The organism is Actinotalea subterranea, assembly GCF_008364845.1.
Taxonomy (GTDB): domain Bacteria; phylum Actinomycetota; class Actinomycetes; order Actinomycetales; family Cellulomonadaceae; genus Actinotalea; species Actinotalea subterranea.
The window spans coordinates 1-24,878 of the sequence record NZ_VTTP01000016.1 but is presented as its reverse complement, the minus strand read 5'-3'; the positions used below and the strand labels follow the sequence as shown (position 1 = coordinate 24,878).

Genomic DNA, 24,878 nt, shown 5'->3' with positions numbered 1-24,878 from the left:
TCAGCCCTGCTGCGGCCCTGACCCGAGGACGCGCCGGACGCGCCCGGTCGCCCGGCGGGTCACCTCACGCACGCCTCCGGCGCGCAGGTAGCCCTTGGCGAGCGCGAGGTCCGCCTTGACGCTCGGCCGGGGGCCGCTGCGCCGACGTCGCCCGGTCTGCACCGGCGCGGCCTCGACCGCGAGGTCCGCAGCGCGCTTCGGGTGACGGCAGAACTCCACGAGCGGCGCAAGGGCCTTGGACCACACGTAGCTACCGGCGAGGGCCTGGACGGCCTCGACGGCGACGGCGCGGGCCTCCGCGTCGTAGAGCATCTCCTCGAGGGCGACCTCGAGCGCGTCGACGTCCTCGGGCGGCACCGCGCGGCCCAGCCCGAGCTCTCGGATGAGACCGCCGAACGTGTCGCCGTCGGTCGCGACGATCGGCAGCGACGCCCACAGGTAGTCGAGGATGCGCGTACGGAAGCTGAACGCGGTCTCGACGTGCTGGAAGTGCGTCGAGACGCCCACGTCCGCGTCGAGCAGGTAGTCCGCGCGCTCCGTGTAGGGGACCCAGCCCTCGTTGAAGAACACGTGGGTGCCCGTGAGACCCAGCTCGTCCGCGAGCTGCCGGGTCTCCCACGCGATGCGCATGTCAGGGACGCCGGGGTTCGGGTGCTTGAGGCCCATGAAGAACAGCCGGACGTCGGGGTGGCGCTCCGCGAGCCGGCCGATCGCCCGGACGAGGCTCAGCGGGTCGAACCAGTTGTAGATGCCACCGCCCCAGATCACGACCTTGTCGTCGGCCCCGATGCCCGGGACGGCGCCCTTGATCGCGTGCCGGCGCTGCACGGGCGCCGTGTCCTCGATGCCGAACGGGACGACCGCGAGCAGGTTGTCGAGGTTCGCGTCCTCGTCGTACACGGCCGGGCTCACACGTCCCTGGCCCGCGAGCTGGCCGAGCCAGAAGTCCCGCTGCTTGTCCGACGCGCACAGCAGGAAGTCCGCACGCCTCAGCTGCTCGTTGAGCGCGTGCGTGGTGACCCGCAGGGCGTTGGCCCGGCCGTCCGGGCCGAGGTCCTTGGCCTGCTCGAGCTGCTCGAGGTGCATCGGGTCGTAGATGTCGGCGATGACCACCTTCGAGCTCGCCTTGATCCACGGGGCCGTCTCGAGCAGGAACCCCTGGAAGATGATCACGTCGGCCCAGTCGGTCGGCTCACGCAGACCCGTGCCCGCCGCGTACTCGACAGCGAAGCCGTCGCCCGCGCGCTGCGCGCCGGCCGTCGACACGAGCCGCACGTCGTGCTCAGGCGCGAGGGCCTTCGCGATCTCCCACGCACGGATGGCGGGGCCCGCCATCCGCTCGAGCAGCGGCTCGCCGGTCACGACGAGGATGCGGTGACGCGCGCGGAAGTGCTCCTCGATGCCGAACGCCTGGACGAGCACGTCGTGCGCCGCCAGGTACTCGGGCATCCCGTAGGCCGGCTCGATGGACTCGCGGAACAGCGGGAACAGGTCCCGGTCGCTGCGTCGGCGCCGTCCCTGCAGCTCGCGGCGCGTCTGGAGGAGGCTCGGGAGCTGCTCGACGAAGTAGTCGATCGCGTACGGCCCGGTCAGGGCCATCTTGGGGATCTCGAGCGTGCCCACGTCGTCCCCGCCCGGGGAGCGCTGCAGGTCGAGGGCCGTCGCGTCGACCCCCGTGCGCGCGACCGAACGCCGCACGGCGAGCGCCATCGCGGCCGGCAGCGCCTTGGCGAGCGAGACGTCGTCGTAGTTCTTGTACATCGTCAGCAGCGCGTTGCGCTCGAGCAGGTAACTCTCGCGGAAGTTGCCGAACTTCTTCATGGTCACGTGGTGCTTGTGGAACGCCACCGAGCCGGGCACGTAGCGGACGCGGTGGCCGAGCAGGTTAAGCCGCCACCCGAGGTCCACGTCCTCGTAGAACATGAAGAAACGTTCGTCGAAGCCGCCGACCTCGCGGTACAGCTCGGCGCGCACGAACATCGCTGCACCCGTGCCGAACAGGACGTCCTTGGCGACGTCCCACTGGCCGGCGTCGGGCTTCTCGACCTCGCGCTTGTAGCCCATGCCGAACCAGGTCAGCGACCCGTCGACGTAGTCGATGAGCCCGCCGTCCCAGTCCAGGACCTTCGACGCGACCGAGCCGATGGTCGGGTCCTGCTCGAGCTCCGCCACGGCAGCCGAGATCCACGTGCGGCCGGGCTTGGCGTCGTTGTTGATGAACGCGACGTACTCCCCCGTCGCGTGCGCGACTCCGAGGTTGCAGCCCCCGGCGAACCCCGAGTTGGACCCGGACTCCACGACCGTCGCACCCGGGACGGCCGCACGGATCTGCTCCGCACTGCCGTCCTGGGAGTCGTTGTCGACGACGATGAGCTCAAGCCGCTCCGCGGGCCAGTCGACGTCCTCGAACGCCCGCAGGCACGTGATGGTGTCGGACGCGCCCTTGTAGTTGACAAGGACGACGGAGACGACACCGGGCCGGACGGCTGCTCCGGCGTCCCGAGCGCTCATGCCGACGCCCTCAGGAGCTCGACGTCGTGGTCCACCATCCGTCCCACCAGCTCGTCGAACGGGACGGTCGGCGCCCAGCCCAGCTCACGCCGCGCCTTGGCCGCGTCACCCACCATCGTCGCGGTGTCGATCGGCCGGAACAGCTCGGGGTCCACCTCGACGTGGTCACGCCACGAGTCACCCACGCCCGCACGGCGCAGCGCCGCCTCGGCGAACTCCGCGACGGTGTGCGTCTGGCCCGTCGCGATCACGAAGTCGTCGGCAGTGCTGTGCCGGGCGGCGCGCACCATCGCGTCGACGTAGTCCGGGGCCCAGCCCCAGTCCCGCCGCGCGTCGAGGTTCCCCAACCGCAGGATGCCGGTGCCCTCGGCACCGATCCGCGCCGCCGCGGCCGTGATCTTGCGCGTCACGAACGTCGTGGGACGGCGCGGCGACTCGTGGTTGAAGAGGATGCAGCTCGCGACGTGCAGGCCCTTGCCTCGGTAGACGCCCGCCATGTGGTGCGCGTACGCCTTGGCCGCGCCGTAGGGCGAGACCGGGTCGACCGGCGTGCCCTCGTTCTGGGGCCACGACGGCGCGTTTCCGAAGATCTCCGAGCTGCTGGCCTGGACGCATGCGACGCGACGGCCCGTGCGGTCCTGGACCTGAAGCGCGGCCTGGAAGAGCACCGCAGCTGCAACGCCGCTGAGCTCCGCCGTCACGATCGGGTGCTCCCACGAGTACGCGACGGAGCTGATGCCCGCGAAGTTGAACAGCTCGTCCGGCTCGATCTCGTTCACGAGGGAACGTAGACCTGTGGCGTCCGCGAGGTCGCCGTGGTGGAGGTGCACCTCTGGATGGGCGGCGCGGAACGCCGCCGCCGTCCCGTCCTCCGCGTGCACGAGGCCGTGCACCTCGGCCCCCTCGGCGAGCATCTGCTCGGCGAGGTATCCCCCGTCCTGACCGGTGATCCCGGTGATGAATACCCGGGGCACGTCCTACCTTCCGGCCTGGGCGCGCTGCTCGTCGATGTCGTTCTCGACCATCATCTGAACGAGCTGCGTGAAGCTGACCTGGGGCTCCCAGCCGAGAACCGTGCGGGCCTTGGACGAGTCACCGATGAGCAGCTCGACCTCGGCCGGTCGCATGAACCGCGGGTCCTGCTTGACGTAGGGCGCCCAGTCGTCTATGCCGACGACGCCGAACGCGGCGTCGAGCAGCTCCTTGATGGAGTGCGTCTCCCCGGTCGACACCACGTAGTCGTCCGCCGTGTCCTGCTGGAGCATGCGCCACATCGCCTCGACGTAGTCGCCCGCGAAGCCCCAGTCGCGCTTGGCGTCCAGGTTGCCCATGACGATCTCGTCCTGCAGCCCGAGCTTGATGCGAGCGACCGCCTGGCTCACCTTGCGGGTGACGAACTCCGGCCCGCGGCGCGGCGACTCGTGGTTGAAGAGGATGCCCGAGGACGCGTGCATCCCGTAGGACTCGCGGTAGTTGATCGTCATGTAGTGCCCGAAGACCTTCGCGACGCCGTAGGGCGAGCGCGGCCACAGCAGGGTCGACTCGCGCTGCGGCACCTCCTGCACCTTGCCGAACATCTCGGACGAGGACGCCTGGTAGAACCGCACCTTGCCCGGCTCGTCGTGCGAGTACAGACGCACGGCCTCGAGGATGTTGAGCACCCCCTTGCCCGTGACGTCGCTCGTGAGCATCGCGTTCTCCCACGAGTACGCGACGAACGAGATGGCGCCGAGGTTGTACACCTCGTCCGGGCGCGCGGTCTCGAGCGCCCGCAGGAGGCTCGACAGGTCCGTCAGGTCGCCCGTGAGGAGCTTGACCTCCGGCACCGTGCGACGGACCAGGTCCAGCTTGGGGTTGTTCTGCCCGCGGATCAGCCCGTAGACCTCGTAGCCCTTGGAGAGCAGGAGCTCGGAGAGGTACAGGCCGTCCTGGCCGGTGATGCCGGTGATGAGTGCGCGCGCCATGGTTCCTCAGACGTCTAGCGAGTGGTGTCACGTCACCCTACCGGGGCGAGGGCCCAGCGGGCGGTCGACCGGTCCGCGCCCGTCGTTCGCCCTATGCTGTCCCGGTGCCCGATCCCGTGTTCATCTCCTATGCCCAGACCGGCGAGGACGTCGTCCTGTGGCGGGCACTGGGGTCCGTCGACGCGGGTCGCTACGTCGAGGTAGGGGCCAACCACCCGAGCGAGATGTCCGTCAGCCGGGGCTTCTACGAGCACGGCTGGAGCGGCGTCACCATCGAGCCCGTGCCCGGCTTCGCCGAGATGCACCGCGCCGAGCGCCCCCGGGACACCCTCGTCGAGGCGGCCATCACGGACGACGACGTCGAGACAGTCACGTTGCACGAGATCCCGGGGACCGGGCTCTCCACGCTCGTCGACTCGGTCAGCGACAGGCACGGCACCGCCGGCTGGGAGCACCAGGACATCGAGGTGCCCGCACGGCGCCTCGACGCCGTGCTCGCCGAGCACCTGTCCCCCGAGGACCCCATCCACTTCATGACGGTCGACGTCGAGGGCGCCGAGGCCAGGGTCCTCGCGAGCATCGACCTCGGCGTCTGGCGCCCCTGGGTCCTCGTCGTCGAGGCGACGTCCCCCCTCAGCGCCGCGCCGACCCACGAGGAGTGGGAGCCCGTCCTGCTGGACGCGGGTTACGAGTTCTGCCTGTTCGACGGCCTCTCCCGCTTCTACGTCGCGAAGGAGCACGCCGAGGCCCTCGCGGCCAAGCTCGCCTACCCCGCGTGCCCGCACGACGTGTACGAGACACGCGCGTCCCGCGACTCGCGCCTCGAGCGCAACGAGCTGCTCGCGGACGTGCTCCGCTGGCGCTCCGTGGCCCTCGAGGGCTGGGCGCGGCAGGCGCAGCGCGGGGGCGCCTCCGCCGCCGAGGTCGACGCCCTGCGGCGCGAGATCGAGGCCATGCGCCAGACGATCTCCTGGCGTGTCACCGCCCCGCTGCGGGCACTGCGAGGTCGCTCGACCCGATGACCCGCGACCAACCGAGGATCCACAAGGGCAAGGCCGGGGCGAGGTCGGGCACGGAGCAGGCGGTGCGGGCGACGCTCGACGCGCTCGCCCAGCGCCTGCGTGCCATCGCGGGCGTCCTGCTCGCCGAGCAGCAGGAGCACCCGGCCCCCGACGTCTCCCACCTGCTCCCCGCCCTGGTCGACCGGGTGCTCACGGCGCGCAGCCGCCAGGAGACGTGGCTCCTCCTGACGGCGCTGACCGGCGCGTACCCCACGGTCGACGAGTACGAGACGGTGCGCCGCGGCCTCGAGCTCTGCGAGGACCGCACGTCGGCGGAGATGCTCCTGCTCGAGCACGCGCAGTCCGTCATCCGCGCACGCGGCATCGAGCCCCTCGAGCTCGACGTCGTCACGGACGCCACCCTGATCGACGTCGACTTCTCCGCCCGCAACGACAAGCAGACAGGCATCCAGCGCGTCGCGCGCCGCGTGTCGAGCCACTGGGTCCCGCGCCACGACGTGGTGCTCGTCGTCTGGTCCGACGGTCTCGCCGGCCACCGCCGGCTCACCGCGCGGGAGACGCACCGCGTGCTGCACCACGGCGAGCCGTGGGCGGGCCAGACGCGCGGCGCGGACACCGAGACCCCGCGGCTCGTGGTCCCGTGGCGCAGCACCCTGCTGCTCACCGAGGTGCCACCAGCCGGCGCCTCCCCGGCGCTCAGCGCGCTCGGCCAGTTCTCCGGCAGCACGGTCGTCGCGATCGGCTACGACGCGATCCCCGTGACGAGCGCGGACATGCGGCCTCTGGGTGACGCGGGCACGTTCGTCAAGTACCTGACCGTGCTCAAGCACGCCTCGCGGATCGGGGCGATCAGCGCGTCGTCGGCCGCCGAGTTCCGCGGCTTCAGCGAGGCCCTCGCCGCGCAGGGACTGCGCGGACCCGACGTCGTCGAGGTGATGCTCGCGACCGAGGTCCCCGCACCGGTCGACCCGCCCGCGCGCTCGGAGCGCCCGATGGTCCTGTGCCTCGGCAGCCACGAGCTCCACAAGAACCACCTGGCCGTGCTGCACGCCGCGGAGACCCTGTGGCACGAGGGCCTCGACTTCGAGCTGCACTTCGTCGGCGGGCCGGGCTGGGACATGACCGAGTTCCGGCAGCGCACCGCCGCTGTCGTCGCCGCCGGCCACCCGCTCGTGGACCACGGGATCCTGCCCGACCAGTCGATGTGGAACCTGTGCCGCCGTGCGTGGTTCACGGTCTTCCCCTCGCTCCACGAGGGATTCGGGCTGCCCGTCTCCGAGTCGCTCGCGAGCGGCACGCCCGTCGTGACGAGCGGCTACGGCAGCACGCAGGAGATCGCCGCCGCCGGCGGCTGCCTGCTCGTCGACCCGCGCGACGACGACGACCTGACGGCGGCGATGCGCCGCCTCCTGACCGACCAGGCCGAACGTGCACGCCTGACGGACGAGGCGGCCCGGTACGAGCCGAAGCCGTGGGCCACCTACGCGGACGAGCTGTGGGACGCGCTCGTGGGCGCGCACGAGGGGACGTCATGAGGACCGCACTCGCGGGTGTCCTGGGTCGCGGGGACCGCGCACGTCGCGCCACCAGGGCTGCGGCTCGCGCCACGCTGCGTGAGCGGGCTGCCGTGCTCGCGCACGCGTTGTCGGGCGAGACCGTCGCGCCCGAGGCAGCGACCGACCGTGTCCTGGAGCTGCTCGCTCGGCCCGACGACGAGACCACCTGGCTCGCCCTGAGCGTGCTCACGGGCCATCTGCCGGTCACCGCGGAGGTCGTCCGTGCGCGGCGGGCCGCCCAGATCGGCGGGCCGCAGACCCTCCTCGCCACGGCGCTCGAGCACGTCCGGTCGGAGCCCGCCCCGCGCACCGTCGAGGTCCTGACCGGCGCCGTCCTGGTCGACATCGAGCACCTGGCCCGCACGTCCCTCGGCACGGGCATCCAGCGCGTCACGCGCGAGACCCTGCGCCGCTGGTCGGACGCGCACGAGCTCGTCGCCGTCGGCTGGCACCGCGAGCTCACGGCGCTGCGCCCGCTCACGCCCGAGGAGCTCGAGGAAGCGCTCGGGCGCGCTCCCGGCACGTCGACCACGTCTCCGGACGGTGCAGGCGACGCCCGCGGCGAGGAGCGCGTCGTCGTGCCCTGGCGGTCGACGTACGTGCTTCCCGAGGTCGTGCTCGAGCTCGAGCGCACCCAGCGCATGGAGTCGATGTTCCGCTTCGCGCGGAGCCGCACGGCCGCCATCGGGTTCGACACCGTGCCCCTGACGTCGGCTGAGACGTGCGCCGAGGACGTGCCGCCGCGCTTCGCGCTCGAGCTCGCCGCCCTGCGCCACGTCGACCGCATCGCGACCATCTCCCGCGCGGCCGGCACCGAGTACGCCGGCTGGCGCACGATGGTCCGCAGCATGGGCCTGCCCGGCCCGGACATCGCGGCCGTCTCGCTGCCCGTCGACGCGCCCCGCGCCACGCCGTCGGCGCTCGCCGAGGCGTCGCTGCGCTACGTCGTGCCCACGTTGCCCATGGTGCTGTGCGTCGGCAGCCACGAGCCGCGCAAGAACCACCTCGCCGTGCTCCACGCCGCCGAGCTGCTCTGGCGTGACGGGGTCCAGTTCTCCCTGCTCTTCGTCGGCGGCAACGCCTGGAAGAGCGAGGGGTTCTCCCGTCGGCTCGCAGAGCTCGCGGCCGCGGGCCGTCCCGTCGAGTCGGTGCTCGGGCTAGACGACAGGCTCCTGTGGGCGCTCTACGCGCTCGCCCGCTGCACCGTGTTCCCGTCCGTCAACGAGGGCTTCGGCCTGCCCGTCGCGGAGTCGCTCGCGAGCGGCACCCCGGCCATCACGTCGGGCTTCGGCAGCATGCTCGAGATCGCCGAGCCAGGTGGAGCGCTCACCGTGGACCCCCGCGACGACCACGCGCTCGCCGAGGCGATGCGCCGGGCGCTGACCGACGACGTGCTGTACCACCAGCTCGTGACCGAGGCGCTCAGCCGCCCCGAGCGGGGCTGGCGGGAGTACGCCCAGGAGACGTGGGACTACCTCGTCGCCACCAACGTCGACGCGGGGCCCGAGGCAGTCTGACGCGATCTGCGTGCGCCTCGCGTCCGGACAAACGGCGCGCGCCGCGCCCGACGGCCGGCGCGGCCGGGGCGGCACCCCGCCCCGGCCGTCACGTCACGGGAAGCGCGTCTGCGACCGCACCCAGTACTCGGGGCTGCCGCCGATGAACCCGGGCACCTGGAAGTCGCCGGCCCCGCTCATGTAGGGCAGCCACGCCTGGACGCCTGCCGGGTCGAGCCCCCGGCCCAAGTACACCTGGTAGTACCGGGCGAGGCGCGCCTGGCCCGCCTCGGCCGACTTCGCGATCCCGGTGACCGCCAGCACGCGGCCCTGCGTGAGCGCGACCTGGGTCCAGGCCGCCTTCTCGGCCTGCGACGCAGGGCGACCCAGCAGCGCGGCGTACATCGCGCCGACCCAGGTCGGGGTGTCACCGCCGCCGAGGACGTTGAGGGACTCCTGGGACGCGTACACGCCCACCTGGAGGTCCGAGACACCCGCGCCCTGCTCGAGGTACCGGATCCAGTTCTCGAGGCCCCCCGCCTCGGGCGCACGCCCCAGGGCGCCCTGGTACTCGGTGGCGACCATCGTGGCGAGCCGCTCACGCGAGTAGACGATGCCATTGGTGACGACCTGGGGGTTGCCGGTCGCCGTGACCGACGCCGTCCAGAACGCGAGCCCGGCCGGGTCGGGCTGCCGGTTGAGCACGTCCTGGTAGAGCGCACGCACGACCGCCTCGGCCTGGTTGTTCGTCGCGCCGCTGATCGTGAACCAGTCGCTCTTGAACCGGTCGGTCCCCAGCGCGCTGCGGAACTGCCCGCCCGTGTAGCTGCGCGACGCGCCCCCCGCGTCGACGACGACCACGCCGGTGACGCGGCCGCCCCAGTCGCCCAGGCCGTTGCGCGACGTGATGGTGACCGAGCGCACGCCGGACATGCCGAGCTTCCCCGCGATCTCCGCGGTCGAGTACGTCGCGCTCCACGTGTGGTTCGGGTTGATCGAGATGGCGTCGCCCGCGTCCGGGACGGCGGGGAACGACCCGCCGACCGTGTACCCGCCCGTGGACGAGCTGAACTCGGTCCGCACGGGTGCGCCCGAGCCGTTCCAGACCCGGATCTCCCCCGCGGTCTGCATCACGGCCTCGTTGGTGTTCGTCGACTCGAGCACCGGGCCCGACGCGGTGAGGGCTGGCCAGCGCGCGGCGCCGCCGTACACCTGGCACGACGTCGTGTCGCACGTGCGGGCACCCGACGAGAGCGACGAGCCGACCCACGCGTACGAGCGCGCGGCGACCGCCTGCGCCTTGAGCGCCTGCATCCCGCGACCGGAGCCGAGGCTCCCCCATGACGCCGGCGACTCGCGCGGCACGACGCCGAGCAGGTAGTCGTTCATGTTGACGATGTTGAACGTCGTCTGCTGCCCTGTGGACGGGTTGCGCTGGGCGGTGAACGCACCGCGGTAGGCGCGCGTCGCGGTCGCCGACTCGCAGATGCGCACGAGGCTCTCGTAGCTCGCCGCCGTCTCGGTGCCGATGCGCGTACCCGGCGGATAGGTGCCGATCGAGCCGTACTCCGGACCGGCGCAGCCACCCGCGGCGCTCACGCTCACGGTGTTGTCAGCGTTCACGCGGACGACCGCGTAGTTCGTCGCCACGGGTGCCCCGGCGACGGAGAGGTTGGTGCCGTAGACGACGATCTGGCTGCCGGTGTAGCCGGTCAGCTCGACCGAGATCTCCGGGTTGCCGATGTTGCCCGGGCTCGTGTTGCCGTAGAAGTGGCCGAGGATCTGCTGGTGGTTCCACCCGTGGTCGACGGCGTACCCGAGGGCTCCGTACTGCCCCATGCCGCGCCCGTGCCCCCAGCCGTGGCCGGTGAACGTGAGCTGGTCGCCGGCCGCCATGCGGACGGTCGTCGTCGTGGTCGCGGTGGCGTCACCGCTCGAGCCGGCCGCGCTCCGGGGGGCGCCGGTCGCGGCCTGGGGCACCGAGCCGAGGGCGAGCGCGAGCAGGCCGCCCACGATCGCCGAGGACCTCCCGAAGCGACGTAGCGTGTGCACAGGTGACCCCCAGGTTGACGAGACGCGACTCATCCCCATTGCACCACGGATGCGCGGCCCTCCGGAGGCGCCTCGCTCACGGATCCACCACGGTGTCTGCACGTCACCCGTACTTCACCCGCGTCCTGGGGGCGCGGGCCGGGCAGGTAGTGTGTGGTGCCGGTCCACGGCCGTCTCAGGGGCCGGCGCACCGGAGACAGGGAGCAGATGACGAACGACAGTGCCGCCCGCGCGGCGCGCCTCGCGGCGGAGCCCCTCCGGCCCGCAGGCCCCCGCCCCGGCTTCCTGACCGGGACGCTCCAGTCCATCCGTGACGTCCTCGCCCATCGCGAGCTGCTCGGCCTCCTCGTGCGGCGTGAGCTCAAGGCCCGGTACAAGGACAGCGTCCTTGGCTTCTTCTGGAGCCTCGCCAAGCCCTTCGCGATGCTGCTCGTCTACTACGTCGCCATCGGTAAGTTCCTCGGGGCCGAGCAGATCCCCGGCCGCCCGGGCGGTGTCCCCCAGTTCGCGATCTTCATCTTCACCGGGCTCACCGCCTGGCAGCTCTTCAGCGACATCGTCGTCGGATGCACCGGGTCGGTCGTGGCCAACGCGGGCCTCATCAAGAAGGTCTACGTGCCGCGCGAGGTCTACCCCCTCAGCGTCGTCGGCGCAGCGCTCTTCAACTTCGGTATCCAGCTCACGATCCTCGTCGGCGCGACCGTGGCCGTCGGCCAGTTCCCCACGGGCTTCCGCTGGCTGTACTTCCTGCTGGCCCTGGCCGTGCTCATCACGTTCTCCACGGCGCTCGGCCTCTTCCTCGCGGCCGTGAACGTCTACCTGCGCGACGTGCAGTACCTCATCGAGATCATGATCATGATTCTGCTGTGGGCCTCGCCCATCGTCTACGCGTGGAAGTTCGTGGACAACGCGCTCGACGGCCCACTCCAGAGCCTCTACCTCGCCAACCCGATGACCCAGGTCGTCCTGGGCTTCCAGCGTGCGTTCTGGGTCGCCGGGGACGGTGAGCCCTTCCCCGCGAACCTCGGTGAGAGCCTGCTCATCTCGCTGGGCATCTCCGTCCTCCTGCTCTGGCTCAGCCAGCGCGTGTTCGCGCGGCTCCAGAGCAACTTCGCCCAGGAGCTGTGATGCCCACCAACGTCATCGAGATCACCGACGTGTCCAAGCGGTTCGTCATCCGCAAGGAGAAGTCCCTCAAGGAGCGCCTGGTCAACTTCGGCCGCTCCAACCTCCACAAGGACGACTTCTGGGCGCTGCGTGACATCGACCTGTCGATCACGTCCGGCAGCACGGTCGGGCTCATCGGCCCCAACGGCTCGGGCAAGAGCACGCTGCTCAAGACCATCGGCGGAATCCTGCAGCCCACGAGCGGATCGGTGCAGCTCCGCGGCAGGCTGGCCGCGCTCCTCGAGCTCGGCGCGGGCTTCCACCCCGACCTCACGGGCCGCGAGAACGTCTACCTGAACGCCTCGATCCTCGGCATCTCCCGCGAGCAGACCGACAAGTACTTCGACGCGATCGTCGACTTCTCCGGCATCGAGCCGTTCATCGACACGCAGGTCAAGTTCTACTCGTCGGGCATGTACGTGCGGCTCGCCTTCTCGGTCGCCGTCCACGTGGACCCGGACATCCTGCTCGTCGACGAGGTGCTCGCCGTCGGCGACGAGCCGTTCCAGCGCAAGTGCATGGAGCGCATCAAGGGCTTCCAGCACGAGGGCCGGACCATCGTGCTCGTGACGCACAGCCTCGACCAGGTCGCCGAGATCTGCGACCGCGCAATCGTCCTCGAGCACGGTCGCGTCACGGCCGACGGCGCCCCCCAGGAGGCCCTGCGCGTGCTGCGGGCCGACTTCGAGGCGACCCGGCAGGTCGAGATCGAGAAGGCCCAGTCGCGCGAGGAGGGCGCGAAGGCCACGCCCCGCGCGCGCATCTCGGGCGTCCAGCTCCTGCACGGCGAGACCCTCGCCCCCGTCGACTCCATCGAGCCTCGCGACTCGCTCGTCGTGCGGGTGGACGTCGAGCCCCACGCCGAGCTCGCCGACTGGATGCTCGGGCTGGCGATCGACACACCCCTCGGCGTCACCGTCTTCGGCACCAACACGCAGCTCCTGGGCTCCGCGCCGCCTGCCCTGACGCACGGCACGTCCTTCGATTTCCGCCTCCCCGACCTCTCGCTCGGCGAGGGCCGCTACTCGATCCGCCTCGCGCTCGAGGGGCTCGACGGCCAGGAGATCCACCGCCTGCCCGAGGCCGCGCACGTCGAGGTCCACGGCGACGGCCGCAGCCAGGGCTCCCTGGCGGTCGCCGCGTCCTTCGCACCGGCCTGAGCCGCAGCCCGGGGCCCACGACGCCCCGGGCTCTCCTCAGCTGCCCCACCCGCCGCTCGCGCGGCCCGACCCGAGAGGCCCGGCATGCCGGCCCCGCACCAGCGACCCGAACCGCGCACCGACCACCTCGAGCCCGCCGCGGCCGACCGCGTCCGGATGACCGTCTCCTGCCGGGACAGCGACCGCCTGCCCAAGGTCCCGGGCGCCGGCGAGGTGTTCGACCACGACGGCACGTCCGTGCAGCGCATGCACAACGGCCTCCTCATCGAGGAGGGCTGCTACTTCGGCCCCTGGATGACCGAGATCATCCGGGCGCTCGAGGGCAACCACGAGCCCCAGGAGGAGGTCGTCTTCCACGAGGTGCTCGAGCGCCTCCTGGCGACCGACCCGGACGCGGCGATGATCGAGCTCGGCAGCTTCTGGGCGTACTACACGATGTGGTTCCTCCAGCGCTCGGGCGGCAACCGCGCCGTGTGCCTCGAGCCCGACCCCGCCTACCTCGCGACCGGCCGCCGCAACCTCGCGCTCAACGGGCTCGAGGCGACCTTCCTGCACGGCGCCGTCGGCAGCGAGCCCGGCCTCCCGACGTCGTTCGTCGCCGAGAGCACCGGCGAGGCCGTCGAGGTGCGCCAGTACGACCTCGAGAGCCTCATGGCCGAGACCGGCCTCGACCGCGTCGGCCTGATCATGGTCGACATCCAGGGCTTCGAGACCGTGCTCCTCGAGCGCGCCCTCCCGCTGCTGCGCAGCGGTGCCGTCCGGTTCGCGATCGTCTCGACGCACCACCACCAGATCTCCGGCGAGGCCGTCACGCACCAGAAGGTGCTGGGGCTGCTGCGTGACTGCGGAGCGCACGTCATCGCCGAGCACACCGTCGCCGAGTCGTACAGCGGCGACGGCCTCATCGCGGTGTCGTTCGACGAGCGCGACGCCGACCTGCGCGTCGACGTGAGCCACGCCCGCGCCAAGGACTCGCTGTTCGGCGAGCTCGAGCCCGACCTCCAGCGCGCCATGGACGAGGCGGCCGCCCAGCGCGCCGCGGCGGACGCGGCGCAGGCGGAGCTGGCGGCAGCCCGCGCCGAGCTCGCCGCGACCCTGCGGTCCACGTCCTGGCGGGTCTCGGCGCCCGTGCGCGCCGCCGGACGCCTCGTCCACCGCCTGCGCGGCCGCGGCGCCTGACGCGCACGGCGGCACGTTCCACCCCCGCGCACCGCGCGGAGGTGCCCGCACTCACTCGATGGCGGCGATCTCCGCGAGGACGTCCTCGTCCGGGCACAGGGGCGTGCCGAACCGGAGCTCGAAGCTCTCCTGGGAGTTCTCGACGATCGCGTCCCGGTAGTACTCGGGCCACGGACGCTCGGCCCAGGTGAGCATCGCCGCGCAGCGGTCGGCCGCCGGGAGGTCGTCGGTGCTCGCCGCGCCGGCGAACACGCGGTTGGGTGCGAACGCGACGGCGCTCACGTCCGACAGGTGCCAGTTGAGCGGGAGCTGCACGGCGACGAACCCGCCGACGAGCACGAGAGCCGCCGTCGTGCCCCACCGGGGCAGGAGCGGGAGCAGCGTGTGCACGGCCCAGGCGAGGAGCATCGCGACGCAGACGAGACCCACCGCGTAGTAGAGGTACACCTGGCCCGGCATCGTGATCTCGTCGATGTACTTCTGGGACGTCGCGTGCGTCGCCGTCGTCATCGACCAGGTGGCGAGCACACCGCCGAGCAGCAGCCACGAGGACTTCGTCACGCGCGACACCGCGGCCGGGGTCCGCACCCACAGGGCGACCAGGAGCGCGACCGCGAGGCACCCGGCCGCCGCGTACGCGAGGGGGCGCAGCGTGAGGGGCACGCCACCGGACATCGGGATGAGGTAGAGCCAGCCGCCACCCGGCAGGGCCCCGACCATGGCCGCCCACCACGTGGCGAGGGCGTCCGGCCCCAGGGACATCGCGGTGCCCGTGTAGTTGCTCTCCTGGGCGGGCACGGCGAAGAGCCGGCCGGCGACGAACACGACGGCGGGCAGCACGACGCCCACGGTGCCGAGCAGCAGGGCGCGCAGCATCCCGGCCCGGTCGCGCCGGATGCGCGCGCGCACGAGCGCCAGGACGTACACGACCGCCGTGCCGGCGATCATGCCGACGAGCATCTCGTAGTACATGACGGCGAAGACGCCGAGGAGCCCGATCAGCACGACGTCGGTCACGAGCGTGCGCCGCGAGACCCGGCCCGGCATGGTCGCGCGCAGCGCGAGCCCGAGGAGCGCGAAGCCGATCGCCGCCGAGCCCCAGCCTGCCGGGCCGAACGACGTCACGGGGTCGTTGGACCAGGGGTGCAGCTGGAGCGTCAGCCCCGTGATCGCGGCGACCAGCGCGAAGGTGCGCCAGAAGCTCACGGGCGTGCCGGTGCCGGCCTGGCGCAGTCCCCAGGTGAGCGCCATGGCTGCGCCGAGCACGCTCAGCCACAGGAGCACTGCCCCGACGCCCACGTCGTAGACCTGCGGGCTCGTCTCGAACGCGGTCGTGAAGGCGTAGGCGCCGTAGTGGTAGAGCCCGCCGAGCCCCTGGCCGACCGGGTTGAAGTGACCCGCGAGGAGGCCGCGCCCCCAGCCCCAGACGAAGGCGTCGACGGCGCTGCCGTCCGAGAAGTCGTACGACTCGAAGAACGCCTGGAGGTCGTCACCGATGATCGGCACGCGTGCGCCCGGGAGCGCACCGAGCCCCAGCACGGCGGTCCCGACGACCGCCCACAGGAGGGACTGGAACCGTCTCATCAGGGTGTGACCTCCGCTGTGGCATGCCGGGCGTGCAGGATGAAGAACGTGGCGCCGACGAGGACGCCGAGGCCGGCCGTGACCGCGATCATCGCGCCCAGGTCCGGCAGGACCCACTGCGCGAGCGTCCACTGCGCCACGGCCCCGAGGAGCAGGACGACGAGGGCCTGACGGGACACCGTGGCCGTGAGCCGGATGAGCAGGCCCTGGGCCAGCGCCCAGGGCAGGTACGCGAGCGAGAGGGCCGGCAGCAGGCGCACGGCCTCCTCGTAGCCGCTGCCGAAGAAGATCGCGACGAGCGGGCCGCCGAGGAGCGTCATCGCGCCGGCCGCGAGGACGCCCGCACCGCCGACCGTGACGAGGACGACGTTGACGCCGAACTTGGTGGCCCCCGAGTCCGCGCGGCGGTTGACGAAGCGCGGCAGGAGGTACAGGGAGAGCGTCGTCGGGACGATGAGGATCATCTTCGCGAGGACGGCCGCGGCGGCGTACATGCCCGCGTGGGACTCGGTGGTGCCGATCCGCACGAGCATCACGTCGATGTTGGTGAGCCACGCGAACGAGATCGTCAGCATGATCAGGATGATGCTGTGCCGCCCGAAGGCCGCACCGGCGATGCGCAGGTGCGCGCCACGCACCTGCCACGTGGCGGCCACGGTCACCGCCACGACGGCGATGAGCACCGCGAGCAGCACGGACACGGCACCGAGGCCGGCAGCGAGCGCGGCGATCGCGAGGACCACGCGCAGGACCTGGGAGATCGTCGACCAGCCCGAGACGGCGACGGCCCGGCCAGCGCCCTGGAGGCGGCCCTGGGCGACCGAGAACAGGAAGCTGGGCAGGATCGTCAGGGCCGCGAGGTACACGGCGAGCGTGCTCGTCGCGAGCATGTCCGCAAGCAGCGGGGCGAGCGCGGCGACGCCCGCCATGCCCACGCCGCCGAGCACGACCGCCTCGATCAGTGCGCTGTCCCAGGCGGGGAAGATCCGGTGCAGACGTCCGGGCGGCACGGCGGAAGCCGAGGTCGCCCCGGTGGACGCCTCGAGGTCCGCCGCGGCGGGTGACGGCGCCGGGGCCTGGACGATCGCGGGATCGACGTCCGCCGCGGTGCCGGCGTCCGCGGTGTCCGCGCCGTCGGCTCCGGTCTCGTCCTCGCCGTCGGCCTGCTCGCCCAGCGCCCGCGCGGTCGCGACCGCGACCGCGTTCTGGAGCGCGGACGCGCCGACGGCAGCGATGTTCACGATCGAGAGGAACGCCGCGAGGAGCCCGAAGGCCGCCGGGCCGAGCCCGCGCCCGGTGACGGCGTGGAACGCGGCAGTCGCAACGATGCCGAGCACGCTGACGACACCGACGGTCATCAGGGGGCCGGCGTGCCGGCGCAGGTACCCGAGGTGGACGGTGCGGCGCTCGCTCATCGGCCGTCCGCCCCGCGGCGACGACCGAGCGCGTGCCGGCGCCGGGCGACGGACACGAGGTCACGGAACGCCTCGATCACGGAGCCGATGCCCACGGTCGAGGTGAACTCGTACTCGAGCACGACGGGCGCCTCGACGACGCGCACCCGGTGGTCGACGAGCCGCGCGAGCAGCTCGAGGTCGAATGCGAAGCCGCGCGCGGTGCACCGCTCGATCGCGGGGGCGACGGCGTCGCGCCGCATGGCCTTCATGCCCGTCTGGGTGTCCCCGAGGTCCAGGCCGATGAGCAGCCGCGTCGCGAGCTTGAACCCCTTGCTCGCGATGCGCCGCGAGAGCGGGTAGTCGACCGTCGAGTCGGGGTGCACCTTGGAGCCGACGACGACGTCCGCCTCGTCGGCCTCGATGGTCGCGAGGTAGGAGGGCAGGACGACGGGGTCGAGGTCCATGTCCCCGTCGACGAAGGCGACGAGCGGGTGGCGCGCCTGCGCGAAGCCCGTCCGCAGCGCGTGGCCCTTGCCCTGGTTCGGCTGGTACTCGACGACGCGCACCTGCGCGTGACCGGTCCCGCGCGCGAGCTCGACCGTCCGGTCGGTGCTCCCGTCCGAGACGACGACCACCTCGAAGGGGCGGCCGTCCCGCTCGAGGACCCCGACCAGCCGGTCGAGGGCGGCCGCGATGCTGGCCTCCTCCTGGTACGCCGGTACGACGACCGACACCGCCGCGCGCTCAGCCACGTGCATATCCCCGCTTCACCAGGTCCTCGACGACGACGTCCGACGGCGAGACCTCGGGGTGGGCCGGGTCCCGGCGGTACTTCTCGAAGCCCGTGAGGAACTCCTCGACGACGCCCAGGTCCCAGCCGGAGAGCAGCACGTTGGCTCCCAGGCCCTCGGACCGCTCGGTCGCACGCCGGTGGACGAGCGTCGGCACCCCGAGCATCGCCGTCTCCTCCTGCACACCGCCGCTGTCCGTCACCACGTACGCGGCGCCGGAGAGCAGCGCCGTGAACCTCGCGTGCGGCATCTTGTCGACGACCTCGAGCTCGGGCCGGGCGACCCGGCGCAGCTCCTCGGCGAGCGCGTGCCGCGCCAGGTCGTCGACGACCATGACGATGCGGTGCGGCGACCGGCTCACGAGCGTGTCGAGCGTCTGCCGCACGAGCGCGGGGTTGCCGAGCAGCTCGAAGCGGTGCAGCAGCACGACCCCGTAGGGCTCGCCCTGCCGCGCGAGCGCGGGGTCCGCGTGGTCCAGGACGGCGTCGACCACGGTGTTGCCGTGCGTCATCACGACGTCGGCGCGCCGCGGGAGGTTCGACGCGGCCACGTCGTTCGGTGCGTAGTGCAGGGTCGCGATGCGGCCGACGATGCGCCGGTCCAGCTCCTCGGGGAACGGGTGCCGCCAGTTGCCCGAGCGCAGGCCGGCCTCGACGTGCGCGCAGTCGATGCCCGCGACGCGCGCGAGGACCGCCCCGACCACGGAGGTCATGGTGTCGCCGTGGACCACGACGACGTCGCGCCCGCGCCTGCGACCGCGCAGCATGCGCCGGTTGCGGACGGCCCAGCCGGCGATCCGGGCGAGCCAGACGAGCACGTCGACCTTTCCGTGCAGGGGCCTGCCGGAGCGACCCACCGCGAGGATGTGCTCGGGCTCGCGGATGCCGAGGTCGGGCAGCGCGGCGAGCACCGTCCCGGCCTGCTGGAGCGTGAGCCACTGCTCGTAGGGGAGGCCGCGGGCCTCGAGCCGGGTCATGAGCGGCCCGAGCTTGATCGCCTCGGCCGTCGTGCCGTAGCAGAAGATGATCATGTGGTGGCCTTCCCGGGGACGCGCGCCGGACGTCGCACGAGCGTGCGCCCGTGCACGACGAGACCGCGCAGCAGGCCCGCCCAGTAGGGCAGCACGAAGACCGGCAGGTACAGGACGTACGCGAGCAGGCCCCGCGGCGGGCACCGGCGCAGCGCCGCGACCCCCGCGGGGGCGAGGACCGCCAGCACGGCGAGGGCCAGCACGAGACCGAGCGCGGACCAGACGCCCGCGACCGCGAGCCACACGAGCACCGCCAGGGCGACGACGGGCGCGAGCGCGAGCCCGACCAGGCCCACGCTCCACGGGACGCTCGTCCCGCCGAAGCTGTCGACGAGGAAGGTCCCGCGGCCGAAGCTGTGTCCCACGAAGGCCCGCGCGTTGGTGCGCGGGCGGTACACCGCCGAGAACCCGGGGTCGAGCCGGATGGGCACGTGCGCCGCGATGCCGCGGATGACCTTGGTGTCGTCGCTCGCGAGGGCGGCGTCACCCTCGGGCCACGCCTCCTCGCACGCCCGCACGAGGACGTCCCGCGGGGCGATGAACACGCCCGTGCCCTTGGGGTACCGGTTGAAGTCGTCGACGCCGAAGGTGACCGGGCGCGGGTTGCCCAGGTACGCACCCCAGAAGACGTGCGTGGGCACCTCCCAGAAGTGCCCGACGAGCGGCGCGGCGGGGTCGGTGATCGCGTGACCGTTCCAGACGAGGGCGCCCGGCTCGGCGGCCATCGTCTCCTGCACGTGGCGCAACGCGTCGGGGGTCAGCAGCACGCGGCTGTCCAGGAGCAGGACGAGGCGCCCCGTCGCCTGCCCGAGGCCCGCCCAGCGTGCGAGGAATCGGCCGCTGTTGGGCTGGGTGACGAGCCGCACGGGCACCTCGAGGCGCTCGGCGATGCGGCCGACGACCTCGGTCGTGTCGTCCGTCGAGCCGTCGTCGACCAGGACGATCTCAGCGCGCCAGGTGGTCCGGGACAGCGCCTGTGCGCACGCGTCGAACGTCGAGTCGAGGTACGGCGCCGCGTTGTAGGAGGGGATGACGACCGTGATGTCGACGGTTGGCTCCGCAGCCACCACGAACGGCACACCTCCTCAGACGCCTCGGACGCAGTCGGCCCCTGGACGTCGGAGCCGTGACAGTCTAGCCGCTCGCGCAGCACCCACCGGGGAGCCCGGCGCGGACCCCGCGACCGTACGTCACGACCCCCCGGGCGTCATCCCGGGGGCCTGCGCCGCCCCGGCCCCGCGGCTCAGAAGCGGTCCATCGCCCGACGCCGGTACTCGTCGCTGTCCACGATCGCCGAGCGCAGCGCACCCTCCCCGCGCGACTGCAGGACGGGTGCCCACTGCCCGACGCCGGCCGGGTCGCCCGAACGTCCGAGGTAGAGGTGGTACGCCTCGTCGACGCGCAGGCGCGCGCTCTCGAGCGACTTCCACACGCCGTGCGACACGACACCACGGCCGCGGACGGTGAGCTCCGGGATCCACGCGTTGAGCTCTGCGGGCATCGGGTCACGGTGGAGGATGTCCTGGTACAGCTTGGTCACGTAGCCGGCCGGCGTCGACCCGGACTTGATGTAGTACTCCTCGCTCGCGATGAGCGCCCCGCGCAGGTCCTCGGGCCGCAGGAGCCCACCCATGACGGCGTTGACCCAGTTGCGCTGGCCGTCGGCCTCAGGCTCGCGCCGCAGCACGTCCACGTAGGCCGCGCGCACCGCCGTCGTCGCGTACTCCTCGCTCACGGCGAGGTACCCGGCGAGCTGGCCCGCGCTCGTGCCGTTGCTGAGCGCGTTCGACCAGCCGGCCAGGCCGCCCGGGTCGACGCCGCGTCCGAGCATGTCCTTGTACAGGGCCTGGACCAGCGGCCCCGCGACCGAGAGCGCCGTCGCACGCGACCGCACCCAGTTGAGCGTCGAGTAGCCGGCGTTGCCGGGGCAGGCGGTGGTCCCGACGTCGCGGTGCGCGAAGATCGTCGGGAGGTTCACGTACGAGCCCGCGGGGTAGCGCGAGTTCTCCCCGCCGAGCGTGTAGAAGGTGAAGGACCCGGACGGGTTGAGGCTGTACGCCGCGAGCCGCCACGCGAGGAGGCGTGCGACGGACTCCTGCGTCGCCGCCGGGACGGGCACGTCGGAGTAGTTGCCCAGCATGGAGACGCCGACGGTGCCCGTGTTGAAGCCGCCCGCGTGCACGCCGATGACCGGCTGCGTCATGCTGCCCGCGCGGCCCTCGTAGATGTTTCCCCACTTGTCCACGATGAAGTTGTAGCCGATGTCGCACCACTTGCGGCCGTCGATGTGGTACGCCTGGTCGCCGCGGATCTGCTGCATCGCCTGCTCGACCGTGGCGTAGTTGTTGGACCCGGCGGTGTGGTGGACCACCGCGCCGACGAGCTGGCCCGCGACGTCCGGCTGGCACACCTGCGGACGCGCACCCCACTCGCCGCGCGTGATGATGCGCGGCTGCGACGTGAGGTTGACGCCGGCCGCGTACGCGACGCCCGTGGCCGTGGCTCCCCCGCCGCCGCTCGTGCTGTCCGCGAGCGCGGCCGACGCCCCGGCGGGCACCTCGGGCACGTCGACGAGCGCGAGCTTCATGTCCTCGGGGCCCGCCTCCGGGCCCGCCGCGAACGAGAGCTGGACGGCGTCGGCGTCACCGACGAAGAGCGAGTCGGTCCCCGCGCGGGTGCCCGAGGCGGCGTCCGCCGTGCCCGGGTCCGGCGCGTCGTCGGCCTGCTCGAGCGGCACCCACTCCCCCCACTGGCCGTCGACGCGCGCACGCACCTCCACGCCGAGGTCGTCGACCACGGCGTCCGCCGGCCACGTCACGCCGAGCGTCTGGAACTCGTCGGTCTCGACCACGTCGCTCTCGACGCGCTCCGTGCCGGCCACCGGCTGGTCCGCTGCGACGGCGTCGGGCGCGGCCTGGGCCTCGACGAGCGCGGGTGTCTCGACCACGTCGCCCGACGACGGCTCGACGGCGGGCACGACGACCTCGAGCTCGGTCACCGAGACCTCGTCGACGCCCTGCGCGGGCTGCTCGGAACCCGCCGCGGAGCCGGTGTCTGTCACAACGGGAGTCACGGGAGCCGAGGACGGTGCCGCGGACGCCGCAGGCGACACGGCGGCGAGGCTCAGCAGAACAGCGGCGGTCGCCACGGAGACGATGCGGTGGGACATGGGAATTCCTGACTTCGGAGGCGAGTCACGCGAAGTGTCAGCCGGTAATCATGGGAGGTCAAGCACCGCCGCGCGGGTCGTCCGATCCGTCCCGGTATTCCGCGCCAAGCCGGCCAGTCGTACATGTCGGCACCGGTACGCTCCGTGTGACCGAAACCCATCGTCCGGAGGTCCTCCGTTGCGTCTCCTCGTCACCGGCGGAGCCGGTTTCATCGGCTCCAACTTCGTGCACCTGACCGTACGTGAGCACCCCGACGTCCAGGTCACCGTCCTCGACGCCCTGACGTACGCGGGCGACGAGGCGTCGCTGGCACCGGTCGCCGACGCCGTCACGTTCGTGCGCGGCGACATCACGGACGCGGAGCTCGTCGACCGCCTGGTCGCGGACGCGGACGTCGTGGTGCACTTCGCCGCCGAGTCGCACAACGACAACTCCCTGTCCAACCCGTGGCCCTTCGTGCAGACCAACGTCGTCGGCACCTACACGCTCCTCGAGGCCGTCCGGCGGCACGGGACGCGGTACCACCACATCTCGACCGACGAGGTGTACGGCGACCTCGAGCTCGACGACCCGGCGAAGTTCACGCCGCACACCCCGTACAACCCCTCGAGCCCCTACTCCTCGACGAAGGCCGCGAGCGACCTGCTCGTGCGCGCCTGGGCACGGTCGTTCGGCGTGCAGGCGACGATCTCGAACTGCTCGAACAACTACGGCCCGTACCAGCACGTCGAGAAGTTCATCCCGCGGCAGATCACGAACGTCGTCGACGGCATCCGCCCCAAGCTCTACGGCACGGGTGAGAACGTGCGTGACTGGATCCACGTCGAGGACCACAACACCGCCGTCTGGTCGATCATCGAGCGGGGCCGCATCGGCGAGACGTACCTCATCGGTGCGGACGGCGAGGAGAACAACAAGGCCGTCGTCGAGCTCATCCTCGAGCTCACGGGGCAGCCGCGCGACGCGTACGACCTCGTGAGCGACCGGCCCGGCCACGACATGCGGTACGCGATCGACTCGACGAAGCTGCGCGACGAGCTCGGCTGGACCCCGCGCTACGGCAGCTTCCGGGACGGCCTCGCGGCCACGATCGACTGGTACCGGGCCAACGAGGCGTGGTGGCGGCCCCAGAAGGACGCGACCGAGGCCAAGTACGCGCAGCTCGGGCGCTGACCCGGGCGGGGGATTCTCCACGACTCCTCCACGCGATTCACCCCGGTGGTCCGCCCCGGCGCGTGGGAGCCCTCCTATGCTCGTGCCCTGTGACCCCCCGCCACACCGCTGCCCGGCGCGCGCGCCCGGCCCGCCACGCGAGCCGCGTGCGCCGTCATCCCATCGCGCGCGGCGCGGCCGTCGCCGTCGTCGCCGTGCTGGCCTTCGGTGTGACCGGCGCCGCGACCGCATGGGTGCGCCTCGAGAACAACATCGAGACGCACGACGTCACGGACCTCCTCGGTGACGACCGGCCCGAGGTCAAGACCGAGCCCGTCGACCCGACCGACCCCAACTCCGGGCGGGCCCTGAACATCCTGCTCATGGGCTCCGACGTGCGCGACGGCGAGAACGCCGCGCTCGGCGGCGCGAACGACGGCATGCGCTCCGACACGACGATCGTCGTGCACATCTCGGCCGACCGGCAGCGCATGGAGCTCGTCTCCATCCCCCGCGACTCGCACGTCGAGATCCCCGCGTGCGAGCGGTCCGACGGCTCGAGCTCGAACGCGAAGGACTCACGCTTCAACGAGGCGTTCTCGATCGGCGCCCAGAGCGGGAACGTGGCCGACGCCGCCGCGTGCACCATCCGCACGGTCGAGTCGCTGACCGGCGTGTTCATCGACGGCTGGGTCGTCGTGGACTTCGCGGGATTCGTCAACATGGTCGACGCGCTGGGCGGCATCCCCCTGTGCATCCCGAACGACATGTCCTCGCCCAAGGCAGGCCTGAGCATCACGGCCGGCAACCACGTGCTCGACGGACACACCGCCCTCGCGTTCGCCCGTGCCCGCACGGGGACCGGCGTCGGCGACGGCTCGGACACCAACCGCCTGGGCCGCCAGCAGCAGCTCCTCGGCGCCACGGCCAACGAGGTGCTCTCGAAGAACCTGCTCACGGAGACGACCGCGCTCTACCGGTTCCTCAACGCCGCGACGCAGTCCCTCACCGCGGACCCGAACACGGGCAACATCACGAGCCTCGCCGGGCTCGCCTTCAGCCTGCGGAACATCCCGAGTGGCAACATCACCTTCATGACGGTGCCGTTCGGCGCGTATGCGGCCGACAAGAACCAGGTCGTCTGGACGTCCGAGGCCGACCAGATCTGGGCCAACATGGCCGCAGACGTGCCGATCGTCACGCCGCCCGTGGTGACGCCGCCCGTCGTGGAGACCCCCGCCGGCACCACCGACCCCGCGACGACCGCTCCCCCGGTGACCGATCCGGTGACGCCGCCCGAGACGACCGAGCCCCCGAAGCCGGGGGTCGACCCGTTCACGCCCGACGACGTCCAGGCCGTCTGCGGCTGACCGTGGCCACCGACGACGAGCGCCGCCGCGCGGCCCGGCAGCCCGACCAGGGCCCCGCGCAGCCCGCCCGCCGCAGCACGAGCCGTGCAGGCACGGGTGGTTCCGCGCGAGGTGAGGGCACCGGCGCGCCCAGGCCCGCGGGCGCGGCGGGCCAGCCCGGCCGCGGGCCCGCCGTCCCGGCGACGCCTCCGTCGCCCGCCCCCCGCCCCCCCCGCCGCCCCGCCGGCGCGGCGGGCCCACCGGCCCTCGCCCGTCGGCGGCCCGCCCCCCCGCGGCC

The 24,878-nt window shown here is 72.4% G+C and carries 18 protein-coding genes; 8 read left to right on the top strand and 10 right to left on the bottom strand.

Annotated features, from left to right (window positions below; genetic code table 11):
* Genes FZ988_RS17910 through FZ988_RS17900 form a run of 3 tightly spaced genes read right to left on the bottom strand, consistent with a single transcriptional unit; the run spans position 1 to position 4,475 of the window.
* The gene (locus FZ988_RS17910; protein ID WP_149205413.1) at positions 1 to 2,511 is read right to left on the bottom strand and encodes a glycosyltransferase; all 2,511 of its coding nucleotides are present in this window, start codon (positions 2,509 to 2,511) and stop codon (positions 1 to 3) included.
* On the bottom strand, positions 2,508 to 3,485 hold the full coding sequence (locus tag FZ988_RS17905; protein WP_149205412.1) for a GDP-mannose 4,6-dehydratase: 978 nt from the start codon (positions 3,483 to 3,485) through the stop codon (positions 2,508 to 2,510). The genes FZ988_RS17910 and FZ988_RS17905 overlap by 4 nt, the downstream gene beginning before the upstream one ends.
* A gap of 3 nt (positions 3,486 to 3,488) precedes the next feature.
* Positions 3,489 to 4,475 (bottom strand): GDP-mannose 4,6-dehydratase, encoded by a 987-nt coding sequence (locus FZ988_RS17900; protein ID WP_149205411.1) that lies wholly within the window; start codon positions 4,473 to 4,475, stop codon positions 3,489 to 3,491.
* A gap of 104 nt (positions 4,476 to 4,579) precedes the next feature.
* Here FZ988_RS17900 and FZ988_RS17895 point away from each other — a divergent pair, with 104 nt between their 5' ends.
* From FZ988_RS17895 to FZ988_RS17885, 3 genes are read left to right on the top strand one after another with little or no spacing between them, the layout of a single operon-like run.
* Positions 4,580 to 5,497, top strand: coding sequence for an FkbM family methyltransferase (locus FZ988_RS17895; RefSeq protein ID WP_149205410.1), 918 nt, complete (start codon positions 4,580 to 4,582; stop codon positions 5,495 to 5,497).
* Positions 5,494 to 7,032: a glycosyltransferase family 4 protein gene (locus FZ988_RS17890; protein ID WP_149205409.1), complete on the top strand. Its 1,539-nt coding sequence runs from the start codon at positions 5,494 to 5,496 to the stop codon at positions 7,030 to 7,032. Before FZ988_RS17895 ends, FZ988_RS17890 begins: the two co-directional genes overlap by 4 nt.
* The gene (locus FZ988_RS17885) at positions 7,029 to 8,570 is read left to right on the top strand and encodes a glycosyltransferase family 4 protein (protein ID WP_149205408.1); all 1,542 of its coding nucleotides are present in this window, start codon (positions 7,029 to 7,031) and stop codon (positions 8,568 to 8,570) included. The genes FZ988_RS17890 and FZ988_RS17885 overlap by 4 nt, the downstream gene beginning before the upstream one ends.
* A gap of 93 nt (positions 8,571 to 8,663) precedes the next feature.
* Here the strand turns inward: FZ988_RS17885 and FZ988_RS17880 are convergent, their stop codons facing one another.
* On the bottom strand, positions 8,664 to 10,562 hold the full coding sequence (locus FZ988_RS17880) for a SpoIID/LytB domain-containing protein (RefSeq protein ID WP_188079173.1): 1,899 nt from the start codon (positions 10,560 to 10,562) through the stop codon (positions 8,664 to 8,666).
* A gap of 246 nt (positions 10,563 to 10,808) precedes the next feature.
* On the opposite strand from FZ988_RS17880, the gene FZ988_RS17875 reads away from it, so the two are divergent.
* From FZ988_RS17875 to FZ988_RS17865, 3 genes are all read left to right on the top strand, one after another.
* Positions 10,809 to 11,729, top strand: a complete 921-nt coding sequence (locus FZ988_RS17875) for an ABC transporter permease (RefSeq protein WP_149205406.1) — start codon at positions 10,809 to 10,811, stop codon at positions 11,727 to 11,729.
* Positions 11,729 to 12,928: an ABC transporter ATP-binding protein gene (locus tag FZ988_RS17870; RefSeq protein WP_149205405.1), complete on the top strand. Its 1,200-nt coding sequence runs from the start codon at positions 11,729 to 11,731 to the stop codon at positions 12,926 to 12,928. Before FZ988_RS17875 ends, FZ988_RS17870 begins: the two co-directional genes overlap by 1 nt.
* A gap of 84 nt (positions 12,929 to 13,012) precedes the next feature.
* A complete protein-coding gene (locus FZ988_RS17865; protein ID WP_149205404.1) occupies positions 13,013 to 14,107 on the top strand; it encodes an FkbM family methyltransferase in 1,095 nt (364 codons plus the stop codon).
* Between the two features lie 51 nt (positions 14,108 to 14,158).
* Here FZ988_RS17865 and FZ988_RS17860 read toward each other — a convergent pair whose 3' ends face one another.
* From FZ988_RS17860 to FZ988_RS17835, 6 genes are all read right to left on the bottom strand, one after another.
* On the bottom strand, positions 14,159 to 15,691 hold the full coding sequence (locus FZ988_RS17860; protein WP_149205403.1) for a hypothetical protein: 1,533 nt from the start codon (positions 15,689 to 15,691) through the stop codon (positions 14,159 to 14,161).
* Positions 15,691 to 17,106 carry a lipopolysaccharide biosynthesis protein gene (locus FZ988_RS17855; RefSeq protein WP_149205402.1) on the bottom strand — a complete coding sequence of 472 codons (1,416 nt, stop codon included), beginning with the start codon at positions 17,104 to 17,106 and terminating at the stop codon, positions 15,691 to 15,693. Before FZ988_RS17855 ends, FZ988_RS17860 begins: the two co-directional genes overlap by 1 nt.
* On the bottom strand, positions 17,103 to 17,840 hold the full coding sequence (locus FZ988_RS17850) for a glycosyltransferase family 2 protein (protein ID WP_188079172.1): 738 nt from the start codon (positions 17,838 to 17,840) through the stop codon (positions 17,103 to 17,105). The genes FZ988_RS17855 and FZ988_RS17850 overlap by 4 nt, the downstream gene beginning before the upstream one ends.
* The gene (locus tag FZ988_RS17845; RefSeq protein WP_149205400.1) at positions 17,833 to 18,909 is read right to left on the bottom strand and encodes a UDP-N-acetylglucosamine 2-epimerase; all 1,077 of its coding nucleotides are present in this window, start codon (positions 18,907 to 18,909) and stop codon (positions 17,833 to 17,835) included. The genes FZ988_RS17850 and FZ988_RS17845 overlap by 8 nt, the downstream gene beginning before the upstream one ends.
* Positions 18,906 to 19,976 carry a glycosyltransferase family A protein gene (locus FZ988_RS17840; protein WP_188079171.1) on the bottom strand — a complete coding sequence of 357 codons (1,071 nt, stop codon included), beginning with the start codon at positions 19,974 to 19,976 and terminating at the stop codon, positions 18,906 to 18,908. Before FZ988_RS17840 ends, FZ988_RS17845 begins: the two co-directional genes overlap by 4 nt.
* 176 nt (positions 19,977 to 20,152) lie before the next feature.
* Positions 20,153 to 22,078, bottom strand: a complete 1,926-nt coding sequence (locus FZ988_RS17835) for a DUF4214 domain-containing protein (protein WP_149205398.1) — start codon at positions 22,076 to 22,078, stop codon at positions 20,153 to 20,155.
* Positions 22,079 to 22,256: 178 nt separating this feature from the next.
* Here FZ988_RS17835 and rfbB point away from each other — a divergent pair, with 178 nt between their 5' ends.
* Both rfbB and FZ988_RS17825 read left to right on the top strand, forming a co-directional pair.
* Positions 22,257 to 23,252 carry a dTDP-glucose 4,6-dehydratase gene (rfbB, locus tag FZ988_RS17830; protein WP_149205397.1) on the top strand — a complete coding sequence of 332 codons (996 nt, stop codon included), beginning with the start codon at positions 22,257 to 22,259 and terminating at the stop codon, positions 23,250 to 23,252.
* An 89-nt stretch (positions 23,253 to 23,341) separates the two neighbouring features.
* A complete protein-coding gene (locus FZ988_RS17825) occupies positions 23,342 to 24,601 on the top strand; it encodes an LCP family protein (protein WP_246169614.1) in 1,260 nt (419 codons plus the stop codon).
* Positions 24,602 to 24,878: the final 277 nt, after the last annotated feature.